Source organism: Sphingobium sp. D43FB (assembly GCF_002312805.1).
Taxonomy (GTDB): Bacteria; Pseudomonadota; Alphaproteobacteria; order Sphingomonadales; family Sphingomonadaceae; genus Sphingobium.
Genome location: NZ_NMUA01000031.1, coordinates 19,576 through 39,069, shown reverse-complemented (window position 1 = coordinate 39,069; position 19,494 = coordinate 19,576). Strand labels below are relative to the sequence as shown.

At 63.7% G+C, this 19,494-nt stretch carries 15 protein-coding genes; 12 read left to right on the top strand and 3 right to left on the bottom strand.

Annotation, left to right across the window (positions count from 1 at the left end; genetic code table 11):
- The first annotated feature begins 302 nt into the window (after nucleotides 1–302).
- Nucleotides 303–641 (top strand): hypothetical protein, encoded by a 339-nt coding sequence (locus SxD43FB_RS19605; RefSeq protein ID WP_096063621.1) that lies wholly within the window; start codon nucleotides 303–305, stop codon nucleotides 639–641.
- 209 nt (nucleotides 642–850) lie between these two features.
- On the opposite strand, the gene SxD43FB_RS19600 is transcribed toward SxD43FB_RS19605, so the two are convergent.
- Nucleotides 851–1,384, bottom strand: a complete 534-nt coding sequence (locus SxD43FB_RS19600; protein ID WP_037476121.1) for a MarR family winged helix-turn-helix transcriptional regulator — start codon at nucleotides 1,382–1,384, stop codon at nucleotides 851–853.
- Between the two features lie 185 nt (nucleotides 1,385–1,569).
- Between SxD43FB_RS19600 and SxD43FB_RS19595 the strand changes: the two genes are divergently transcribed.
- The 11 genes from SxD43FB_RS19595 to SxD43FB_RS19545 all read left to right on the top strand — a co-directional run bounded on the left by SxD43FB_RS19595 (nucleotide 1,570) and on the right by SxD43FB_RS19545 (nucleotide 16,880).
- Nucleotides 1,570–4,497, top strand: coding sequence for a TonB-dependent receptor (locus SxD43FB_RS19595; RefSeq protein WP_096063616.1), 2,928 nt, complete (start codon nucleotides 1,570–1,572; stop codon nucleotides 4,495–4,497).
- A gap of 24 nt (nucleotides 4,498–4,521) precedes the next feature.
- Nucleotides 4,522–5,940, top strand: coding sequence for an MFS transporter (locus SxD43FB_RS19590; protein WP_096063615.1), 1,419 nt, complete (start codon nucleotides 4,522–4,524; stop codon nucleotides 5,938–5,940).
- Between the two features lie 14 nt (nucleotides 5,941–5,954).
- On the top strand, nucleotides 5,955–6,869 hold the full coding sequence (locus SxD43FB_RS19585) for a TauD/TfdA family dioxygenase (protein ID WP_255245816.1): 915 nt from the start codon (nucleotides 5,955–5,957) through the stop codon (nucleotides 6,867–6,869).
- Nucleotides 6,870–6,878: 9 nt separating this feature from the next.
- Nucleotides 6,879–7,850, top strand: a complete 972-nt coding sequence (locus SxD43FB_RS19580; protein ID WP_096063620.1) for a D-glycerate dehydrogenase — start codon at nucleotides 6,879–6,881, stop codon at nucleotides 7,848–7,850.
- Nucleotides 7,850–8,746 (top strand): kinase, encoded by an 897-nt coding sequence (locus SxD43FB_RS19575; RefSeq protein WP_037476131.1) that lies wholly within the window; start codon nucleotides 7,850–7,852, stop codon nucleotides 8,744–8,746. Before SxD43FB_RS19580 ends, SxD43FB_RS19575 begins: the two co-directional genes overlap by 1 nt.
- Nucleotides 8,736–9,224 (top strand): DUF3237 domain-containing protein, encoded by a 489-nt coding sequence (locus tag SxD43FB_RS19570; RefSeq protein WP_237748874.1) that lies wholly within the window; start codon nucleotides 8,736–8,738, stop codon nucleotides 9,222–9,224. Before SxD43FB_RS19575 ends, SxD43FB_RS19570 begins: the two co-directional genes overlap by 11 nt.
- A gap of 219 nt (nucleotides 9,225–9,443) precedes the next feature.
- Complete coding sequence (locus SxD43FB_RS19565; RefSeq protein WP_037476135.1) at nucleotides 9,444–10,697, top strand: aromatic ring-hydroxylating dioxygenase subunit alpha; 1,254 nt, start codon at nucleotides 9,444–9,446, stop codon at nucleotides 10,695–10,697.
- 110 nt (nucleotides 10,698–10,807) lie between these two features.
- A complete protein-coding gene (locus SxD43FB_RS19560; RefSeq protein ID WP_052027685.1) occupies nucleotides 10,808–11,308 on the top strand; it encodes a sigma-70 family RNA polymerase sigma factor in 501 nt (166 codons plus the stop codon).
- Nucleotide 11,309: 1 nt separating this feature from the next.
- Nucleotides 11,310–12,233, top strand: a complete 924-nt coding sequence (locus SxD43FB_RS19555; protein WP_096063613.1) for a FecR domain-containing protein — start codon at nucleotides 11,310–11,312, stop codon at nucleotides 12,231–12,233.
- A gap of 94 nt (nucleotides 12,234–12,327) precedes the next feature.
- A complete protein-coding gene (locus tag SxD43FB_RS19550) occupies nucleotides 12,328–15,366 on the top strand; it encodes a TonB-dependent receptor (RefSeq protein WP_096063612.1) in 3,039 nt (1,012 codons plus the stop codon).
- A gap of 89 nt (nucleotides 15,367–15,455) precedes the next feature.
- Nucleotides 15,456–16,880, top strand: a complete 1,425-nt coding sequence (locus SxD43FB_RS19545; RefSeq protein ID WP_096063611.1) for a phosphoesterase — start codon at nucleotides 15,456–15,458, stop codon at nucleotides 16,878–16,880.
- A gap of 7 nt (nucleotides 16,881–16,887) precedes the next feature.
- Here the strand turns inward: SxD43FB_RS19545 and rpoN are convergent, their stop codons facing one another.
- The gene (gene rpoN / locus SxD43FB_RS19540; protein ID WP_096063619.1) at nucleotides 16,888–18,408 is read right to left on the bottom strand and encodes an RNA polymerase factor sigma-54; all 1,521 of its coding nucleotides are present in this window, start codon (nucleotides 18,406–18,408) and stop codon (nucleotides 16,888–16,890) included.
- A 129-nt stretch (nucleotides 18,409–18,537) separates the two neighbouring features.
- Nucleotides 18,538–19,323 (bottom strand): LPS export ABC transporter ATP-binding protein, encoded by a 786-nt coding sequence (gene lptB, locus SxD43FB_RS19535; RefSeq protein ID WP_043154571.1) that lies wholly within the window; start codon nucleotides 19,321–19,323, stop codon nucleotides 18,538–18,540.
- Between the last annotated feature and the right edge of the window lie 171 nt (nucleotides 19,324–19,494).

The window sequence follows — 19,494 nt, the reverse complement described above, 5'->3', positions numbered from 1 at the left end:
TACCAGCGTGTCTGTCGAACCAAGGGCTACACAGGACCGCTACAGCCTGATAGCCCTGCCTATTATCAGCAGCCGCGAATCACGCGAAATCGGGGAACCATCAAGGCTTCCCTGCCTCTCCGCCAATTCTTCCCACAAAATGATGCGATGAAGTGATGTTCTGCGGGGTGGCGGGGGGCGCGCACTCGACCGTAAAGTCTCGTTCCCCAAGCCGCGGTCGTCCCCGTCTGGATGTCGGATGTGGTAATGTCGCCGTGGTGGTTCTACGGACGATGCATAATCTTACGACATTCAGGTAGATGATGGCCCGCAAACATTCGAAACATGGTTCCTATGATGACTCGCATGTCGAGGAGGAGGCCCCTGCGCCGACGGCTCCTTGCTGGCTGTGCGGTCGGCCGACGGGCAAGACCATCGTGTGGCATCATCCCGTGCCCAAGAGCCGGGGCGGGCGGGACGTCGTTCCCATGCATCCCATATGCCAGCAGACATTGATCGCGAATTTCACCAATTCCGAGCTGCAGCGCCACGGGATGGTGGTGGATGGCCTGCTGGACAATCCCAACATCCGCAAATTCGTCGATTGGGTGGCGAACAAGGATCCCGATTTCACCGCGACGATGGCCAAGAAGCAGCGATAAAGTCTTGCCCTTCATTACGGGGCAGCAGTGCGGCGATGATATTGGTTGCGGGAGACGATCGGGTCACAAGAGCTGAGTAGTCGGTCGGATTTTTCGCCGCTCGCCTTTCGTCCGGCTGGGCGGCGCCCAGGAGCCTGATGGCACGGGCCTTGGCTTGGCGATCGTCATAAGATCCCCGACACGGTGCCATCGCCTGGCTGATGATAGGATCACACCGCATCCGCCTCCTGGGCTTCACTCACGCCGACGACGACCTTCTCCAAAACGCGCGTCGCCAGTTCCATCTCTTCTTTGCTGAGTTTGGCAAATACCGTCGATCGAATGTCCGACAGAACGGGCTGAACCTGCTCGACGACCGCCATGCCCGCTGGCGTGATCTCGATATGGCGCGAGCGCTTGTCGTGCGGGTTTTCCGTCCGGCGGATCAGGCCATCGGCTTCCAGCGAATTCAATGTTCGGATCAGCGGTGGCCATTGAATGGCGAGGCGGGCCGACAAGAGCGATGTCGTGACTGGGGGCGTGGCGACGCTCAGGACGAAGAGGGTCTGCCATCGCGACCGGGACTGACCCGTGGCCGCCAACATGCGATTTTCGACATGCGTCCCCCAACGGCGGGCCGACAGCGACAATATCCGGGTCAGCCGGAATTCGACGTCATCGCGCGATCCTTCGGGAAAATAGGCGCGATATTGCGCTGTGCTGCTGTCGAACGGATCGGCTGGATTCGGATCGTCGGAGGCCATGTCATTCCCATTGCAAAGGCGGGACAGTGGATTGCAGCCCGCATGCCATTCTTAGCGGCGCTGGTAAACAACTGCAAAATATCAGATTTCCCCCAAATTTTTCCCCTGAAAGGAGGGCGTTGACAATCTATGTATCACGATACATAAATCGTTCAGAGGCCGCAGCAGAAGGCCAGGAGAGGGAAATGAAGATGCGATTGAGCACCCAGCGCATGCGCGCAAACGCGAGTGTCTTGGCCATGATGGGGGTAGCGATGGCGCTGCCGACCGGTGTGGCCGCACAGGAGTCCGCCCCGGCTGATCCAACTACCGCCCCGCAATCCGTCGATGCCCAGGCGACCGAAGGCGCATCGGGTGCCTTGCCCGTGACTGACATCGTCGTGACGGGCACGCGCCTGGGTTCCAATTTCAACGCGCCGACGCCGGTCACCTCGATCGGCGCTGAACGGCTCGATGCGCTGGGCATCACCAATGTCGGCGAAGCGCTGAACCAGTTGCCCAGTTTTCGCGCGTCGAGCGGTCCGGCGGCGCAGGCCAATCTGGGCGGCAATATCGGCGCTCGGCTGCTCGATCTGCGCGGGCTCGATCCCCAGCGCACACTCGTCCTGGTCGATGGCAAGCGTTTCGTGCCCAGCACCGTGCAGGGTTCGGTCGATACCAACCTGATCCCGTCCTCCCTGTTGCGCAGCGTCGATGTCGTGACCGGGGGCGCCTCGGCCGCTTATGGGTCGGATGCGGTTGCAGGGGTGGTGAACTTTGTCCTCGACCGCAAGAAAGAAGGCCTGGACGGCGAATTTGCCGCGGGCATGTCGCAGCGGGGCGATGACGGCAATTTGTTCGCCAGCCTGTCGGGCGGCATGCGCTTTGGCGATCGCATCCATGTGATCGGCGCGGTCGAATATGAAAAGCTGGAAGGGCTGGGCACCTGCACCAGCCGTAGCTGGTGCGACAGCCAGACCCTGATCCTGGGCAATACGCCCGGTGCCGGTGGCCTGCCCGCCAATCTGATCATCGGCGGGGTCAATACATCGACCATGTCACCGGGCGGCCTCATCAATCGGTCGTACAATGCGGCGGGTCAGGTGATCGGCACGACGGCGACCGATCCGTTGCGCGGCACCAAATTCCTGGCCGACGGCACGCCGGGGCAGTTCCAATATGGTTCGCTGGTCGGTCCGCTATTCATGCTCGGCGGCGAGGGGCAAGGGCGTAACGGCTTCATCTCCGCCCTGCGGCTCAAAGTGCCGCTGGAACGGGTGTCCACCTATGGCGCGTTGACGGCGGACCTGACCGACGATGTCACGCTGACCGCCGACCTGTCCTATGGCCGGGTCAAGGGGACCGTCGACGGCGCCATCTTCCGCGACTTCAACGGGACTTTGCTGGGCCGTATCAAGCGCGACAATCCCTTCATCCCTGCCGCCGTCGCATCGACGATGGATGCCAATGGCGTCGCCTCCTTCATCCTGGGCAAGGCCGCGTTCGACCTTGGCCCTGGCCGGGCGACATCGACCACCGAAACCTATCGCGGTGTGCTGGGTGTCGAGGCGAAGCTGAGCGATAAATGGACGGTCAACGGCTTCTATCAATATGGCCGCACCAATTTCACGCAACGGGCGACGAACCTCGTCAATCAGGCCAATCTCCTCAAAGCCGTGGACGCGGTGCGCTCCGGCGGCCAGATTGTCTGCCGCGTCAATGCCGACGCGATCACCAGCAATGACGATGCGGGCTGCGTACCGTTCAACCCGTTCGGCGAAGGGCAATTCAGCCAGGCGTCGGTCGGCTATATCACTGGCAACGGCCTGCAGCGAACCGTCAATGAACAGCATGTCGCGGGCGTGGACCTGCGCGGCGAGCTGTTCGACCTGCCAGCGGGACCGGTAACGGTCGCGGTGGGCGCGGAATATCGGCGCGATACGGTGGACGGCACCGCCGATCCCATCTCGGCGGCGAACGGCTTTTATTCCCTCAACGGCTCCGCTCTGTCGGGCGGCGTGACGGTGAAGGAAATATTCGGCGAGATCGCCGTCCCCGTCTTGCGCAATTCATCGGTCGGCTATGCGCTCGACCTCAATGGTGCGGCCCGTCGCACCGATTACAGCACCACAGGGTCGGTCACGACCTGGAAAGCCGGGCTCGTCTACGAACCGATCGAAGGCGTCCGCTTGCGCGGCACGCGGTCGCGCGACATTCGCGCGCCTAATATTTTCGAACTGTTCGGCCCGCAGACGCTGCGCTCGATCGGCCTGTCCGACCCGTTGAACGGCGGATTGCAGACCAACCCCTTCGTCGTCACCGGGGCCAATCCGAACCTGTCGGTCGAAAAGGCGGACAGCTGGACTGGCGGTTTCGTGATCGCCCCCCGGTCCGGCCTGCTCCAGCGGCTGCGCCTGTCGGTCGACTATTATAATATCAAGGTGGCCGACGCGATCGGTGCCCTGGGCGCGCAGACATTGGTCAATCGATGCGCGCAGGGGGCGACCAATTTCTGCAGCCAGATCACGCGCGACGCCAACAACCAGATTCTGCAGGTCCGCGACGTCATCCTCAATTCCAACGCCCTCAAGACCAGCGGCTATGATATCGAACTCCAATATCGCCAGCCGCTCGGTTCATGGGGCGAGCTGAACGGGCAGTTGATCGCAAATATCACGAAGGAACTGACGACCGTCGATGCCCTGGGCGCGGTCGATCGCGCAGGGCAGACGGGCGTGCGCACGGGCACGATCCCTGGCGTGCCCGATTATGTGCTGGACGGCGTGTTGACCTGGACGGTCGGCAAATTTCAGCTGACCGGTCATGGCCGCTATATCCCGTCGGGCATCTACTGGACCAATTTCGTCGGTCCCGATCAGGATGGCTATGCCGTCACCGCACCGAACAGCGTCGACAATAATAATGTGCCCAGCCGCTTCTACCTCGACATGACGGCGCGGGTGAATGTCGAAGCCGGAAACGGACGGACCTTCCAATTGTTCGCCACGGTGAACAATCTGCTCGATCGCGATCCGCCCGCCATGCCCGGACCATCGGGCGGCACCAACCAGATCCTGTTCGATCCGGTCGGTCGCGCGTTCAAGGTCGGCGCGCGCTTCCACTTCGGTGCATAAGGCGCAGGAGAGGGACGAGCCACGATGAGCATGACCGCAACCGATCCATCGCCCCCCGTCGTCATCGAGGTGACGGACGTGATCGAACGTCAGCGGATCAATGCGTTCGTCATCCGCCTCGTCGCGATATCGTGGACCGTCACCTTTCTCGACGGTTTCGACATGCTCGTCATCTCCTTCGTCGCGCCCTATCTGCGCGACGGGTTCGGTGCGGACGTCATTTCCCTGGGCGAACTGTTCGCTATGGGTGTGTTCGGCGCGATGCTGGGCGGGATCGCTTTTGGTTGGCTGGGCGACCGCTATGGGCGCCGCCCTATCATCATCGCGTCGGTCGTGGCGTTCGGGGCGACCAGTATGGCCATTGCGCTCGCGCCCAATATGCAGGTGCTGCTGGCGCTGCGTTTCCTCAACGGCGTGGCCCTGGGCGGGTTGATGCCGCTCGCCTGGGCGCTCAACATCGAATATGTGCCGCGCCGCTATCGGGCGACCGTCGTGACCGTCATCATGATGGGCTATACGCTGGGTGGCGTCGTCGCAGGGCCGATGACGGTGTGGCTCGCGCCGCTCTATGGCTGGCAATCGGTATTCATGGTGTCGGGCGTGGCGACGCTGCTGCTCGTCCCGCTCCTCTTTGCCCTGCTCCCTGAATCCGCCCGCTATCTGGCGGTGAAGGGGCGATCGCCCGACAAGATCGCAAAGGCGCTGAACGCGCTGGCACCGGGGCTTGGCGCGCGGCCGCAGGACCGCTTCATGGTCACGGACGAAACAGCGCCCGCCACAGGAAAGGGCTTCCGTATCGCCACCCTGTTCAAAGGCGATCTGCGGCCGATCACCAGCCTGCTCTGGCTCGCCTATATCGGCAGTTCGATGGCGGTCTATTTCAAGTCCAACTGGGGCCCGATCATCTTCGAGGATGTCGGTTTCACCCGGACGCAGGCGGCGATGATCATGTCCGTCAGCTCGATCGGCGGCTCGCTCGCGGGCCTGGCGCTCATGCGCTTTACCGACCGGCTGGGGCCGATCGCGATCGCTTTCTATCCGATGCTGGCGGCACCGCTGCTGTTGGTCATGGGCCTCGCTCCCGTCTCGCTGCAGGGTCTGGCCGCCTTCTCCCTTCTGAGCATGGCGATGATCAGCGGCACGCATTTCGGCATGCATTCCATCGCGGGCATTTTCTACCCCAGCGCGATCCGCGCCAATGGCGCGGGCTGGGCGACATCGGTGGCCAAGATTGGATCGATCTTCGCACCGCTACTGGGCGGCTATCTGCTGGCGATGAACATACCCCCCCGCCTGCTGTTCGTCCTGCTTGCGGCGACGCCGCTGCTCTCGTGCGTTTCGCTGCTCCTGCTTGCCCGTGTCGGCAACCGCCAGGCGGCCCGCACGCCCGTTCCCACCGACAACATCGTCCTTCCGGCGCATGCCGTGGCGACCAAGCCCTAACAGGAAATATGATCATGGCTTTGACTGCGACCCCCATCACCCCGCGCTTTGGTGCCGAGCTTTCCGGCATCGACGTCAGCAAGCCGTTGAGCGACGCCGATGTCGCCGCCATCAAGGATGCGATGAACCAGTGGGGCGTGTGCGTCATTCGCGGCACCGGCTTCGACAATGCCTCCCATGTCGCTTTCAGCCGCCATTTCGGCCATTTGGAAACGGCGCCATCGGTAAAGAACCGGCCGCGTCGTCACCCGGACACGCCGGAGATATTCGACGCCAGCAACCTGACGCCTACGGGCGAAATACTGGTCGATGAGAATATGGTGCTGCACAAGAAGGGCGACCGGCTCTGGCATACCGATTCCTCCTTCATGGACCTGCGTTCGGCCTATTCGCTGTTGCTCGCTTATGAAGTGCCCAAGGAAGGCGGGCTGACCTATTTCGCGGACCTGCGTTCGGCCTATGAAGACCTGCCTGCCGACATCAAGGAAAAGGTCGACACGCTGCAGGCCGAACATTCGCTCTGGTATTCGCGCCTGCTCGCCGGTTTCCCGATTACCGAGGAGGAGATTGACGGCCGTCCCAAAGCCCGCCAGCCCATGGTCATGCACCAGGAAGCAACCGGACGCACCGCCATCTATATCGGCAGCCATGCGATGGACGTCGTTGGCCTGCCACGCGAGGAAGGGCGCGCGCTCATCAAATATCTGATCGAATTCGCCACCCAGCCACACTATGTATTCGGCGTCTCCTACCAACCGGGCGACATCGTTATCTGGGACAATCTGGCGACCATGCACCGGGGCGGCGATTTCGACATCTATAAGGAAAGGCGCGACATGCGTCGGACGACCGTGCGCGAAGGCGAACCACCCGAACATGCTGACGATCCGTTCACAGCCTATTTCTCCGCTTCGGCACCGCAGAGCTGATCCGTGACGATACCCGACAAGCCCCGTTTATTGGTGACGCGCAAATGGCCCGAACGGGTCGAGGCGCTGATCGCGGAACGCTATGATGCGACGTTCAATCAGGATGACGTCCCGCTGACGCAAGCGGCACTGGCTGCAGCGATGCAGGACTATGACGCCATCTGCCCCACCATCACCGACAAGCTGCACGCCGGCATTGTCGGGACGGCGGGGCAACGCGCGAAGATCATCGCCAATTACGGCGCAGGCGTCGATCATATCGACCTGGCGGCGGCGCGCGGCGCAGGCATCGTCGTGACCAATACGCCCGGCGTCCTGACGGATGCGACCGCCGACATCGCCGTCACCCTGATGCTGATGGCGTCGCGGCGGGCAGGCGAAGGCGAGCGGGAATTACGCGCCGGGCAATGGGCGGGCTGGCGGCCGACCCATCTGCTTGGCACCAGCCTGCGCGGCAAGACGCTGGGGCTGGTCGGTTTCGGCCGCATTGCCCAGGCGATGGCCGAACGCGCCCGTTTCGGCTTTGGCATGGACATCATCTATTATTCGCGGCGCCCCGGCGCGCAGGACGTGGTGCAGCGCCTGGATGCCCGCTATGTGCCATCGCTGGCCGAGATGGTCGCCCAATGCGATGTCGTCTCGCTGCATATTCCGGGCGGCGCGGAAACCCGCAACATCATCGATGCGGCCATCTTCGCACAGATGGCCCCCCATGCGATCCTGATCAACACCGCGCGCGGCGACGTGGTCGATGAAGACGCGCTGGTCGATGCGCTGGAAGCCGGGCGGATCGGTGGCGCGGGCCTCGATGTCTTCGTCGGCGAACCCCATGTCTCCCAACGCCTGCGCGACGCGCCGAACACGGTTCTCCTCCCCCATCTGGGCAGCGCGACGCGGGAGACGCGGGAGGCAATGGGCCTGCGCGCGCTCGCCAATCTCGACGACTGGAGGGAGGGGCGGGTGCCCCAGGACAGCCTGTAGTGGCGACCGCCATCGACGATTTGATCGCCGCCGAGCGATTGCCGCCATCCTATGCGGTGATGGTCGATCGCTGGTGGCGGCCGCTCGCACGGCAGATCGCACATTGGCATGCATCGGCCGGACGGCCCCTCATCATCGGGATCAACGGGGCGCAGGGCAGCGGGAAATCCACGGTCTGCCGCTTTCTCCAGGCATCGCTGCTGCCCGAACAGGGGCTGTCAGCGACGGTCGTCTCCCTGGACGATCTTTACCTGCCGTTGCAGGCGCGGGAGCAAATGGCGAGGGACATCCACCCCCTGTTCCGCACGCGCGGGGTGCCCGGCACGCATGATGTCGATGCGGGCATCGCTGTGCTGGCGGATATGGTCGCCGGTCGAGACACGCTGATCCCGCGGTTCAGCAAGGCGTTGGACGACCGACTGCCGCAGGCCGACTGGACGCGCCATGCGGGCAAGGTGGATATCCTGCTGTTCGAAGGCTGGTGCGTGGGTGCGCGCCCGCAGCCTGCCGCCGCCCTGGAGCAGCCGCTCAATGCGCTGGAGGCGCAGGAGGATCCCGACGGCATCTGGCGGCGTCATGTGAACAGCGCTCTTGAGACATGCTATGCGCAGTGGTTCGCGATGATCGATCATCTGGTGATGTTGAAGCCGCCGTCTTTCGACCATGTTTTGAAAAACCGGTTGCTCCAGGAACATAAGCTGCGGGCGACCGCGCCGGATGCGCCGGGGATCATGGACGACGCCGCAGTCGCGCGGTTCGTCAGCCATTATGAGCGTGTGACTCGCCACATGGTCGCCGACCTGCCGGATCATGTCGACCTGTTGTTCCAGCTAAGCGCCGGGCAGGACGTGATATCCTGTACGGGCCTTGCAAATGAGGATGCCCATGTCTCCTGAAGATGCCGTGCCCGCCGACGCCATTCGACCAGGGTTGGCGTTCGTCTATGCGGCCAGCGCCGAACTGGCCGCACCCATTCCGATCGGGGAAACGCCCGATGGCATGCGGCGGATCATCCCCATCCTGTCGGGCACGGTCGAAGGGCCGCATATCCGTGGCCGCATCCTTGGCGGAGGCAGCGATTGGCAACTTCTGCGGTCCGATGGCGTCACCGTCGCGGATGCAACCTATGGCATCGAAACCGATGACGGCACCATCATCCAGATCCGCAATCGCGGCCTGCGCCACGGGCCTGCCGAGGTCATGGCCCGCCTGGCAGCCGGTGACACGGTCGATCCGTCAGCCTATTATTTTCGCACCATACCCGAATTCATCGCGCCGCTCGGTCCCTATGCATGGCTCAATAGCAGCATCTTCGTCTGTTCGGGCGCGCGCTATCCCGATTCCATCCGGCTTTGGGTCTGGCGTGTCACCTGATCGGGACAAGGCATATGCTCGCTTGGCGGTGTCCCTGGAATTCAACGTCTCTGTGATCGCCGTCGCCCTACCTATCATTTATGTTCGTAGCCGGGCCGCGCCCGCCTGCCCTATCTTTCCCTCGCGCCAGGCCAGCCTTGCGTGGTCCGCAGGCACGGCCGCTGCCCCATGAATGCAGAATAATGCACGGGGCATCTATGGGAGGATGAGATCAACGTCATGGAAACGATCGAGGGGCTGCAGCAACGCGTCGACTATGAGAAGGGGCGTAAGGGCTATCCGGAGGGCTTTCCTCCATTGCCGGACATCCCGGCCGAGCGCTATATTTCGCCGGAATTCTATCAGCTCGAACTGAAATATCTCTGGCAGCGCAGTTGGCTCTATGCCGGGCACAAGGATCAGTTTCCCAAAGTCGGCAGCTTTCTCAAGTTCGAGGGCGTCCCCGGCATGCCGGTCATCGTCGTGCGGACGGAAAACGGCTTCAACGCCTTCTACAATACCTGCTCGCACCGTGGCGGCTGCATCGTACAGGAGCGTCAGGGGACGTGCCTGGGCAAGCGGCTGATCTGCGGCTACCACGCCTGGACCTATAATCTGGACGGCGAACTGCTCGGCGTACCGGACAGCCGGGATTTCGACGGGCTGGACAAATCGAAGCGCGGCCTGGTGAAGCTGCGATGCGAAACATGGGGCGGCTGGATATTCATCAATGCCGAGCCCGATGCGGAACCGCTCCAGCAATATCTGGGTGTCTTGCCGGGCCAGTTGGCCCAATTCGACCTCGACAAGCTCAGCTACATCACCAGCTACAGCTATGACGTGGCGTGTAATTGGAAAGTCCTGATGGACGCCTTCGCCGAAAATTATCACTTCGTTTCGGTTCACCGGGGCAGCGTCGGCCTGCCTGGCCCCAAATGCGCGGTCGATCATCATGGCACGGTGATGTCGCTGTTCAAAAACGGCCACTCGCGCAACATCCTGCCGTGGAATGATGGCTTTCAGCCGACGGCCGACGTGTCGGAGGAAACCGGTTTCAGCATGGGTATGGGCGGGATCGCCGATATACCGAGCGTCGGCCCGATCCCCCGGCAGTTCGTGACCGCCTTCACCGCCTTCCCGAACCTGACCACGCCGGTCTATGCCAATGGCTTTCCCTTGCTGCTGTTCTGGCCCACGGGGATCAACACCAGCCGCTTCGAAGTCATCTGGTTCGGATTGCCGCATGGCGAAAGCGCATTGCCGGAGGCGTGGAAGCAGAAGATCGAGGCCTTCAACTTCATTCTCGATGAAGATCTGACCTACCTGCCGAGCGTTCAGCTGTCGGCCGAATCCCCGGCCTTCCGCTCGATCGTGCTCAACTATCAGGAGCGCCGCATCTATCATGCCCATGAACAGATCGACCGCGTGATCGGCGCGGACCAGATTCCCGAACGGCTTCGCGTCCAGCAAGTGCTTGCGCCCTTCGTGGAATAGGAGACGCCCGCCGGACGCCTCGCGCATGATTTCCCGCATCGCTGTGCATGTCATGGTGCTGACGCCGATCTGTCATTAAATCGTATCGCCCCATTCCTAGACGCGCGGCGATGGAATGTTCAAAGGCATCGACGCGCGACGGGGCGCTGGGCTTTAGCTGGGTCAGGCTGCGCAATCAGATTGCGCGCATGACCCGGCGCGACGATGCCGACGATCTGCTGCAGGATGCGTGGCTCAGCGTGGCGGCGCGGCGGACACAGGCCGACAATGCCGAAGCCTTGCTCGCGCGGATCGCGGCCAATCGCGGTATCGATGCCTATCGCCGGGAACGGCGGGTCGGTTCGACGATCGTGGCGGAAACCACGAGCGACAGCGTCGCAGACAGCTTCCCCCTGCAGGACGAAGTGATGATCGCGCGAGAACGTCTGGACCATGTGCGCGGCGGGGTCGCGCAACTCAGCCCCCGTACCCGCCAGATTTTCTTGATGTATCGCCTGGACGGGCGTAAATATCGCGAGATCGCCGAGGAGTTGGGGATCAGCCAGAGCGCAGTCGAAAAACATATCGCAAAAGCGATGGCGCATCTGGCCGAATGGATGGAGCATTGGTGACGTGAACTTCCGCAGCAAGCCGGAAAATGTGAACCGGCAGGCAGCGGATTGGCTTGCGCGCTTACACGCCGACAACCGATCCACCCAGGACGAAGCGGCATTTCGCGCCTGGTTGAATGCTGATCCGTCCCATGCCCTGGCCTTCGATCACAGCTCCACCGTCTGGGACGCCGTCGGCGGCCTTCGCGACGATCCACGCAGCGCGCCCGCGCCGCAGCGATTGTCGCGCCGGGCCGTCATGGCCGGGGGCGTCGGAATCATCCTGTCCGCGGGGCTGACGGTCGGATGGCAGCAGGCGCAGGCTGGCGTGTACCGGACAGGCGTTGGCGAACAGCGCCGCCTGATGCTGGATGACGGCACCCGCGTCATGCTGGACACCAATACGCAGATCCGGTTCCGGGCGCGCGAAACCATGCGCCTGCTCTCGCTCGAAACGGGTCGCATCAACCTGGATATCGCCCGCGATCCGCGGCCCTTCGTCATCGAGGCGGGTGACAGGCGGGCGGTGGCGGACATGGCCCGGCTCGATCTGCGCCGCGATGACGATCAAGTGATGCTGACGGCTATTCAGGGCAGCGCCCGTGTCGAGGCGATGCAGGCGCCGGTCCTGCTGTCGCAAGGGCATCGCATCGCCATGACGGCCGGGCATCCCGATCAACTCGACCGGCCGGAACTGGAAGACCTGACGGCGTGGCAGAGCGGTCGCCTGGCCTTCCGCGATCAGACGGTCGCCGAGGCGGCGGCGGAGATGAACCGCTACGCCGAACGGGCGCTGGTCGTGTCCGACGCCAAGGCTGCGGCCATGCGCGTCAGTGGCGTCTACAGCGTCGGCGATCCCGAAGCCTTCGCCCGCTCGCTCGCCGTCCTGCTGCCCATTCGCGTCACCGCACAGGCCGACGCCGTCCGCATCGCCAGCATGTACTGATTTTATTTGCATGCGGGGGGTGGGGAAATCCCGAGCCCCAGCGACGAGGATATAAGCGGCGCTCGCGGGGAACGCCGAACAGGGACATCACATTATGATCAGTTTGAAACGGCAGCTTTGCCGATCGGCGGCGCTCGCCCTCACGCTTTCCTCCATGGCGATGTCGGCCACGCTGCAGGCGCAGACGCAGGGCCAGTCGCGCCAGATGCGCGTGACCATGGCAGCCCAGCCGATGGCCAGCGCGCTTGAACAGCTGGCGCGCCAGAGCGGTCAGGACATCCTCTTCACGCGCGACGCCGTGGCGCAACTGCGGGCACCCGCTTTGTCGGGCATGTTCGACGCGGAAACGGCGGCACGCCGACTGGTCGCGGGCACGTCGCTCGTCGTCGTGCGTGATCGCGCGGGGGCGCTGATCGTTCGCCCTCAGACGGCGGCGGCCGCAGAAACGCCGGCAAGCGCCAACCTTGATTCGGCTGCGAGCAACAATATCGTCGTGACGGCCAGCTTTTCCGAAGGCGTCGGCCGGTCGCTCGATTTGAAGCGTAAAGCCGATTCGATCGCGGATGCGGTCGTCGCGGCCGATATCGGCAAGCTGCCGGCGTTCAACGTGGCCGAGGCTTTGCAGCGCGTGCCCGGCGTTACCATCGTCCGCGAGGCGGGCGAGGGGCAGTTCATCAGCGTGCGCGGCCTGGGGCCGAATTTCCAGTCGGTCACGTTCGACGGCATGCCGCTCGCTTATAACGAGAATATCCGCAATTCGGGCCAGTCGGGGCGTCAGTTCCGTCTGCAAATCCTGCCCGCGACATTGATCGACAGCGTGGTGGTGGTCAAGTCGCCCACCGCCGACCTGGTCGAAAGCGGGATCGGATCGTCGGTCGATATCCGCCTGATCAAGCCGCTCGATCGCCCATCGTTTATCGCCGCCAATGCCTATGCGGGGTATGAAGAGCGCACCGACACGGTCAATCCCAATGGCACGATATCGGGGGGCTGGCGCAATGCGGACGGCACTTTCGGCCTGCTGGGCGGGCTGTCCTATTCGCGGCGCGAGGTGCAGTTCGACCGCCTGCGCATGGGGTGGCAGGAAGCGGAGGTCGAGGGCCTGGGCACGTTGCGCGTGCCAGGCGATGCGCAGCCCTATCTGGAGCTTGAGGATCGCGAGCGGATCAGTGCGGTGCTGGGCGTCCAATGGCGTCCGTCATCCACGTTCGAGATCGACATTAACGGCCTCTATTCGCAGTTCAATAACAAGACGGTCGAACAGCGACTGACCTATTATATCCCCAGCGAACTGTCGCGGCTCGACCTGTCCAGTGCGGTGGTCGAGGATGGACGGCTGGTCGCGGGCACGATCCGGGGCGCGCGCATCCGCAACTACAGCGAAAATATGGATCAGTCGCACCAGAATCTGCAGCTCAATGCGACGATGAAGCTGGACCTTGGCGGCTGGCAGATCGAACCGCGGGTCAGCTATGCGCGGGCGCGCAGCGGCCTCGACACGCCGATCCAGCGGGTACAATATCGTACCCGCAGCGGTGCGGGCGGCAATCTGACCTTCGATTTTCGCGGCGACGTGCTGGGCAATCAGCGCATCACATCGCTCTACACCGATCTCGACCTGACCGATCCGTCGGTCATGCCGTTCGAAAGCTTTGCGATCCGGCCGATCAATTCGGAAGACGAAGACAAGAGCGCCATCGTCAACATAGCGCGCGACATCGATTTCGGCCTGGGTGGTGTGAACTTCACGCGGCTGCGTTTCGGTGGGCAGCTATCCGATCGCTATCGCGATTATCAGCGTCGTGATCGCAACAATGCCGTCCTGCGGAGCGGCGCGACCCGCACGGATGCGTTCCTGCAATATCCGGTGGCCAGCAACGCCTTCGACCAATCGATCGCCAATCGCCAGACATGGGGCAGCGTCGATTGGGCGTTGTTCAACCAGGCCTATACGCTGGGCAGCGAATATGATGGCGTCAGCCCTAGCGCCTATGACCTTGATCCGACCGCGGCCGACCTCCAAAATTCCTATCGGATCGGCGAAAAGATCCTGGCGGGCTATGGTCGGCTCGACTTCGAATCGATTGTCGGCAACGTCCCGGTCACCGGCAATTTCGGCCTGCGCTATGTGCGCACCCGCACCAATGTTCGCGGCACGACGATCGCGCCCGTTTCCGATGGCGCGGGCGGGGTGACGACGCAGGTGACGCCGACCACCACCAAGGCGAGCTATGGCGAGTTCCTGCCCAGCGCCAACGCCATGTTCGAAATCGCGGACAATATGCAGTTGCGGCTTGGCGTCGCCCGGACGATGACGCGGCCGTCGCTGTCGGAATTGCGCAATTCCATCAACACGAACAGCGTGACCGTGACGAGCATCTTCAACGAAGGCGCGGCGGCGCTCGCTGACCCGACGCTCAACCTGACCGCATCTGCGGGCAATCCGAACCTGCGTCCCTATACGTCGTGGAACCTGGACGTTTCCTTCGAATGGTATTTCGACAAGTTCGGCGCGTTCACGGTCGCGGCGTTCCACAAGGAGATCAGCGATTATGTCGCGTCGGATTTCGAGACGCGCACGCTGGCCTTTGCCGTCAACGACGGGTCGACGCTGCCGGTGGATATTCTGGTGTCGACGCCGACCAACGTCGGGGATGCCACCATATCCGGCATCGAGTTCGGCTATACGAAAAAGCTGCCGTTCGGCCTGGGGGTCACGGCGACCGCGACCTTCGCCACGTCGAAGCTGGAGCTTGATCGCACGGGCGTCGGCCTGCAATCGGCCGGTATCCAGGGCGTGTCCGACGTCAGCTATTCGATCACGCCCTTCTTCGAATCGGGGCCGTTCGAAATCAACCTCAGCTACACCTATCGCAGCGATTATATGACGGATGCCGGGGCGGTGGTCACATCGCTGCCCAGCCCGGAAGATGTCGTGCCCTATTATCAAAAGGGATTCGGTATCGTCGATCTGGGCGCCAGCTATCAGATCAAGCCCAATGTGGAGATGTTCGTGCAGGCGGTGAACCTGTTCGACCAGCGCCAGGTGTCCTTCGCCGGAACGGAGCAGGAAGTCAGCGAAATCCACACATTCGGCCGCACGGTCAACTTCGGCGTCCGCGCCAAATTCTGACCCTGGCCTCTGTTGCCGCACCGTGGCGGGGCCATCGCCTCGATACGGTGCGGCACGCCCCCAAACGGATTTTTCGGCGAGGAAGCTGCATGTACCGCATGTTCATCATCGGGGCGTTCGCCCTATGCGCCCTGGCAGGGCCGGTACAGGCTCGTCCCGCCGATGGTCGCCGCTGGCTTGCGGGCGACCATCATGTGCATAGCATCTACAGCGCGCAATATCGCGCCGACCCGGCCCATCCCGATGCGCCGCCCGCGCCGATCATCGGCGGCGATTCGTCGCACACCATTGTCGAAAACGCCCGGATGGCGCGCCGTTTCGGCCTGTCATGGATGGTGTCGACGGACCATGGCGGACCCCGTCATTCGATCCTCAACCATGAACGCGCCTGGCCCGATGTCGTCGCGGCACGCAAGGCCGTGTCGGACCTCGTCCTGTTCTACGGCGCCGAGTTCGACGTGCCCGGCGGCGAACATGCCAGCCTGATCCTGCCGATCGACGCGCAGGAGCGCGATACGCTGCGCGCCATCGAATCGCGTTTCGGCAAGCGCGAGGCTTTTCCAACTGATCCAGCGCGCAACACCAAGTCCCGCATGATCGCGGCGCTCGGTTATATGGCCGCCTTGCCGAACGCCCCTGTCGTCATCGGCAATCATCCGTCACGAACGGCGACGGGCCTTGGCCAATGGGGGCTTCATGCGCCGGCCGAATATCGGGCCTGGCATGATGTCGCGCCCCATGTCGCGATCGGCATGGAAGGCGCACCTGGCCACCAGGCGGCAGCCCCCAAGCCAGGACTGGACGCAGCCCACGGGTCGCGCGGCCTCTATGGCGGATATCCCACGATGGGCGGCTTCGATCAGATGGTCGCCACGCTTGGCGGCGGATGGGATGCCCTTCTGGGCCAGGGGCTGCACTGGACGATCACGGCCACGTCGGATTCGCATGGCCACTGGACGGCCGGTGGGGCCGATTTCTGGCCCGGCGAATATGCCAAGACATGGGTGTTGGCGACACCGATCGGCGCGGACATTCTGGACGGCTTGCGCAGCGGGCGCGTCTTCGCGGCGACGGGCGGCCTTATCGACGCGCTGGATTTTACGGCCGCGCGCGTGCGGATGCCCGGTCAGCCTGCCGCCATGGGCGATACGCTCGCCGTGCCGGGCGGCGAGGACATCGTCGTGACAATCCGATGGCGACCGGCCCGCACGGCGAACGCCCATGGCGACGTGCCAAAGCTGGATCATGTCGATCTCATCGCAGGCGGCCCCTCCGCAACGGCAGGTGATCGCAACGCGACGACCAAGGTCATTCGCCGCTTCACCGCCCAGCAATGGAAGCAGGAAGGCGACTATCACGTCGTCGAACACCGCATCGGCGCACAGGACATGCCTCGCTATCTCCGCGTCCGCGGCACGAACACGACCCAGACCGAACCCGGCCCCGACCCCGTAGGAGAAAATCCCTGGGATGACCTCTGGTTCTATTCCAACCCGATCTACATCGACCGCTAAGCGGACGTCAGACCGCCTTCCCCTTCAGCGCCTTCTGCCGCCGCCGCTGCACCGACGATCCAATCCCCATCGCCTCGCGATATTTGGCGACGGTGCGGCGGGCTATGTCCATGCCGCGCGCACGCAACAGCTCGACCAGCGTGTCGTCGGACAGGATGGCCTGCGGCTCTTCGGCCATGATCAGCGTCTTGATATGGCTCTTGACCGCTTCGGCCGAGACGGAGCCGTCGCCTTCCGCGTTCGACACGCCGCTGGTGAAGAAATATTTCAGCTCATATTGCCCGCGCGGGCAGGACAGATATTTGTTCGATGTCACCCGGCTGACGGTCGATTCATGCATTTTGATCGTGTCGGCGACGGTGCGCAGCGTCAGCGGTTTCAAATGCGCCACGCCCTTGCGAAAGAAATCCTCCTGGCAGCGGACGATCTCGCTCGCGACCTTGATGATCGTCTTCTGCCGCTGGTCGAGCGCCTTGACGAGCCAATTGGCGCTGGCGAGGCAATCGGCGAGCCAGGCCTTGGCATTCTTGTCCTGCTTGCCGGTCGCCAGTTCGACATAATAGCTGCGGTTGACCAGCACACGGGGCAGGGTGGCGCTGTTGACCTCGATGCTCCATCCTTCGGCGGTAGGGCGCACGAACAGGTCGGGCGTGACCGGCGCAGCGCGGTCGCTCGAAAATTTAAGGCCTGGCTTGGGGTCATAGCCGCGCAATTCGCGGATCATGTCGGCCATATCCTCCTCATCCACCCCGCAGATGCGGCGCAACTGGGGCAGCGCGCCCTTGGCCAGCAGGTCGAGATTGGCGAGCAGGCGCGCGATGCACGGGTCGTAGCGGTCGGCTTCCTTGGCCTGCAGCGCCAGGCATTCGGCCAGCGACCGTGCGCCGATCCCGGTCGGGTCGAAGCTGTGGATGACGCCCAGCACCCGTTCGACCTCGACCAGCGGCAGGCCCATCGCATGGGCGGTCTGCAACAGGTCCGCCTCCAGATAGCCCGCCTCGCTGATCTGGCCGATCAGTTGCGCCGCGACGATCAGGTCCACGCCCGACAGCGCGGCGCGCGCCTGATCCATCAAATGTTCCTGCAGGCTGGCACTGGGCGCGGCGAAACTGTCGAAGTCCGGGGCTTCGTCGCCATAACCGCCCGTCATCGCGTCCATGCCGCCGCCACCGGCGCCGAGTGCGCTCGCCATCCGGTCGCCGGGGCCATCGTCGATGAACGTGTCCGCGCCATGATCGACGTCGAGCGGGCTGTCCGCGCCGCCCAGTCCCTGCGCGATCAGATCGTCGCTCGCCCCGGTTTCGGCGGCCAGCGTGGGGCGCTCAAGCTCGCGGTCGATGCCGTCGGCGGGCGGGGGGGCATCATCGCCGCCGCCCGACTCAAGCAGCGGATTCTTCTCCAGCTCGCCCGCGACGAACGCCTCGATCTCCAGATTGGACAGCGCCAGCAGCTTGATCGCCTGCTGCAACTGCGGCGTCATGACGAGCGACTGGCTCTGCCGAATGTCGAGGCGTGGGCCGAGCGCCATCAGGCAGCGCGCCTTGTGCTGGCGCACCGGCTCGCGCCCCCACCCGGACGCCCAGCCAGCCTAGACTGTGGGAGGCCGGGTGGGGGTGCGGGCCGGTGCGGCTCAGAAAGAAAATGCCCCCGCATCATGTCACAGCGAGAAATTCTCGCCCAGATAGAGGCGGCGGACGTCGGCATTGGCGACCAGTTCGGTCGGGCTGCCTGTGAACAGCACTTGCCCGTCATAGATGATGCAGGCGCGATCGACGATTTCCAGCGTCTCGCGGACATTATGGTCGGTGATCAGCACGCCGATGCCGCGCGTCTTCAACTGCTTCACCAGGTCGCGAATATCGGCGATCGACAGCGGATCGATGCCCGCAAAGGGTTCGTCCAGCAGCACGATCGACGGATTGGCGGCCAGCGCGCGCGCAATCTCGCACCGGCGGCGCTCGCCCCCCGACAGGGCCATCGCCGCCGAATCGCGCAACCGGGTCAGGCCGAATTCATCGAGCAATTGTTCGAGACGCGCGGCGCGCGATGCCTTGTCCGGCTCCGCCATTTCCAGCACCGCGCTGATATTCTGCGCCACGGTCAGGCCGCGAAAGATCGAGGTTTCCTGCGGCAGATAGCCCAGGCCCAGGATCGCGCGGCGATACATGGGCAGGCTGGTAATATCCTGCCCGTCGAGCAGCACACGGCCGCGATCGGGGCGGACGAGGCCCATGACCGAATAGAAGCAGGTCGTCTTGCCCGCGCCATTGGGGCCAAGCAGGCCGACAACCTCGCCCTTGCCGACGGTCAGCGATACGTCCGACAACACCACGCGATTGTCGTAGCTTTTGGCGATCGAGATGACCGACAGGCCATCGCCCAGCTCGTGCGGGACGGGGGGGCGAGGGGCGGCGGGCCGTTCCTGGGTGGTGACGTCGTGCATGGGTCCATCCTTGCGGCCGGACGGCGAACCGCCCGCGCCAGTTGGCATCCTTTGTGCATGGGATCGCCGCCGGGGCAAGGGGAAAATGGCGCGACTGCCGCGCTGCGAGGTGAGGCGACGTCGCCATCCACCCTCGCTCCAAACAAAAATGGCGGTCGTTCCGGGGTTGGA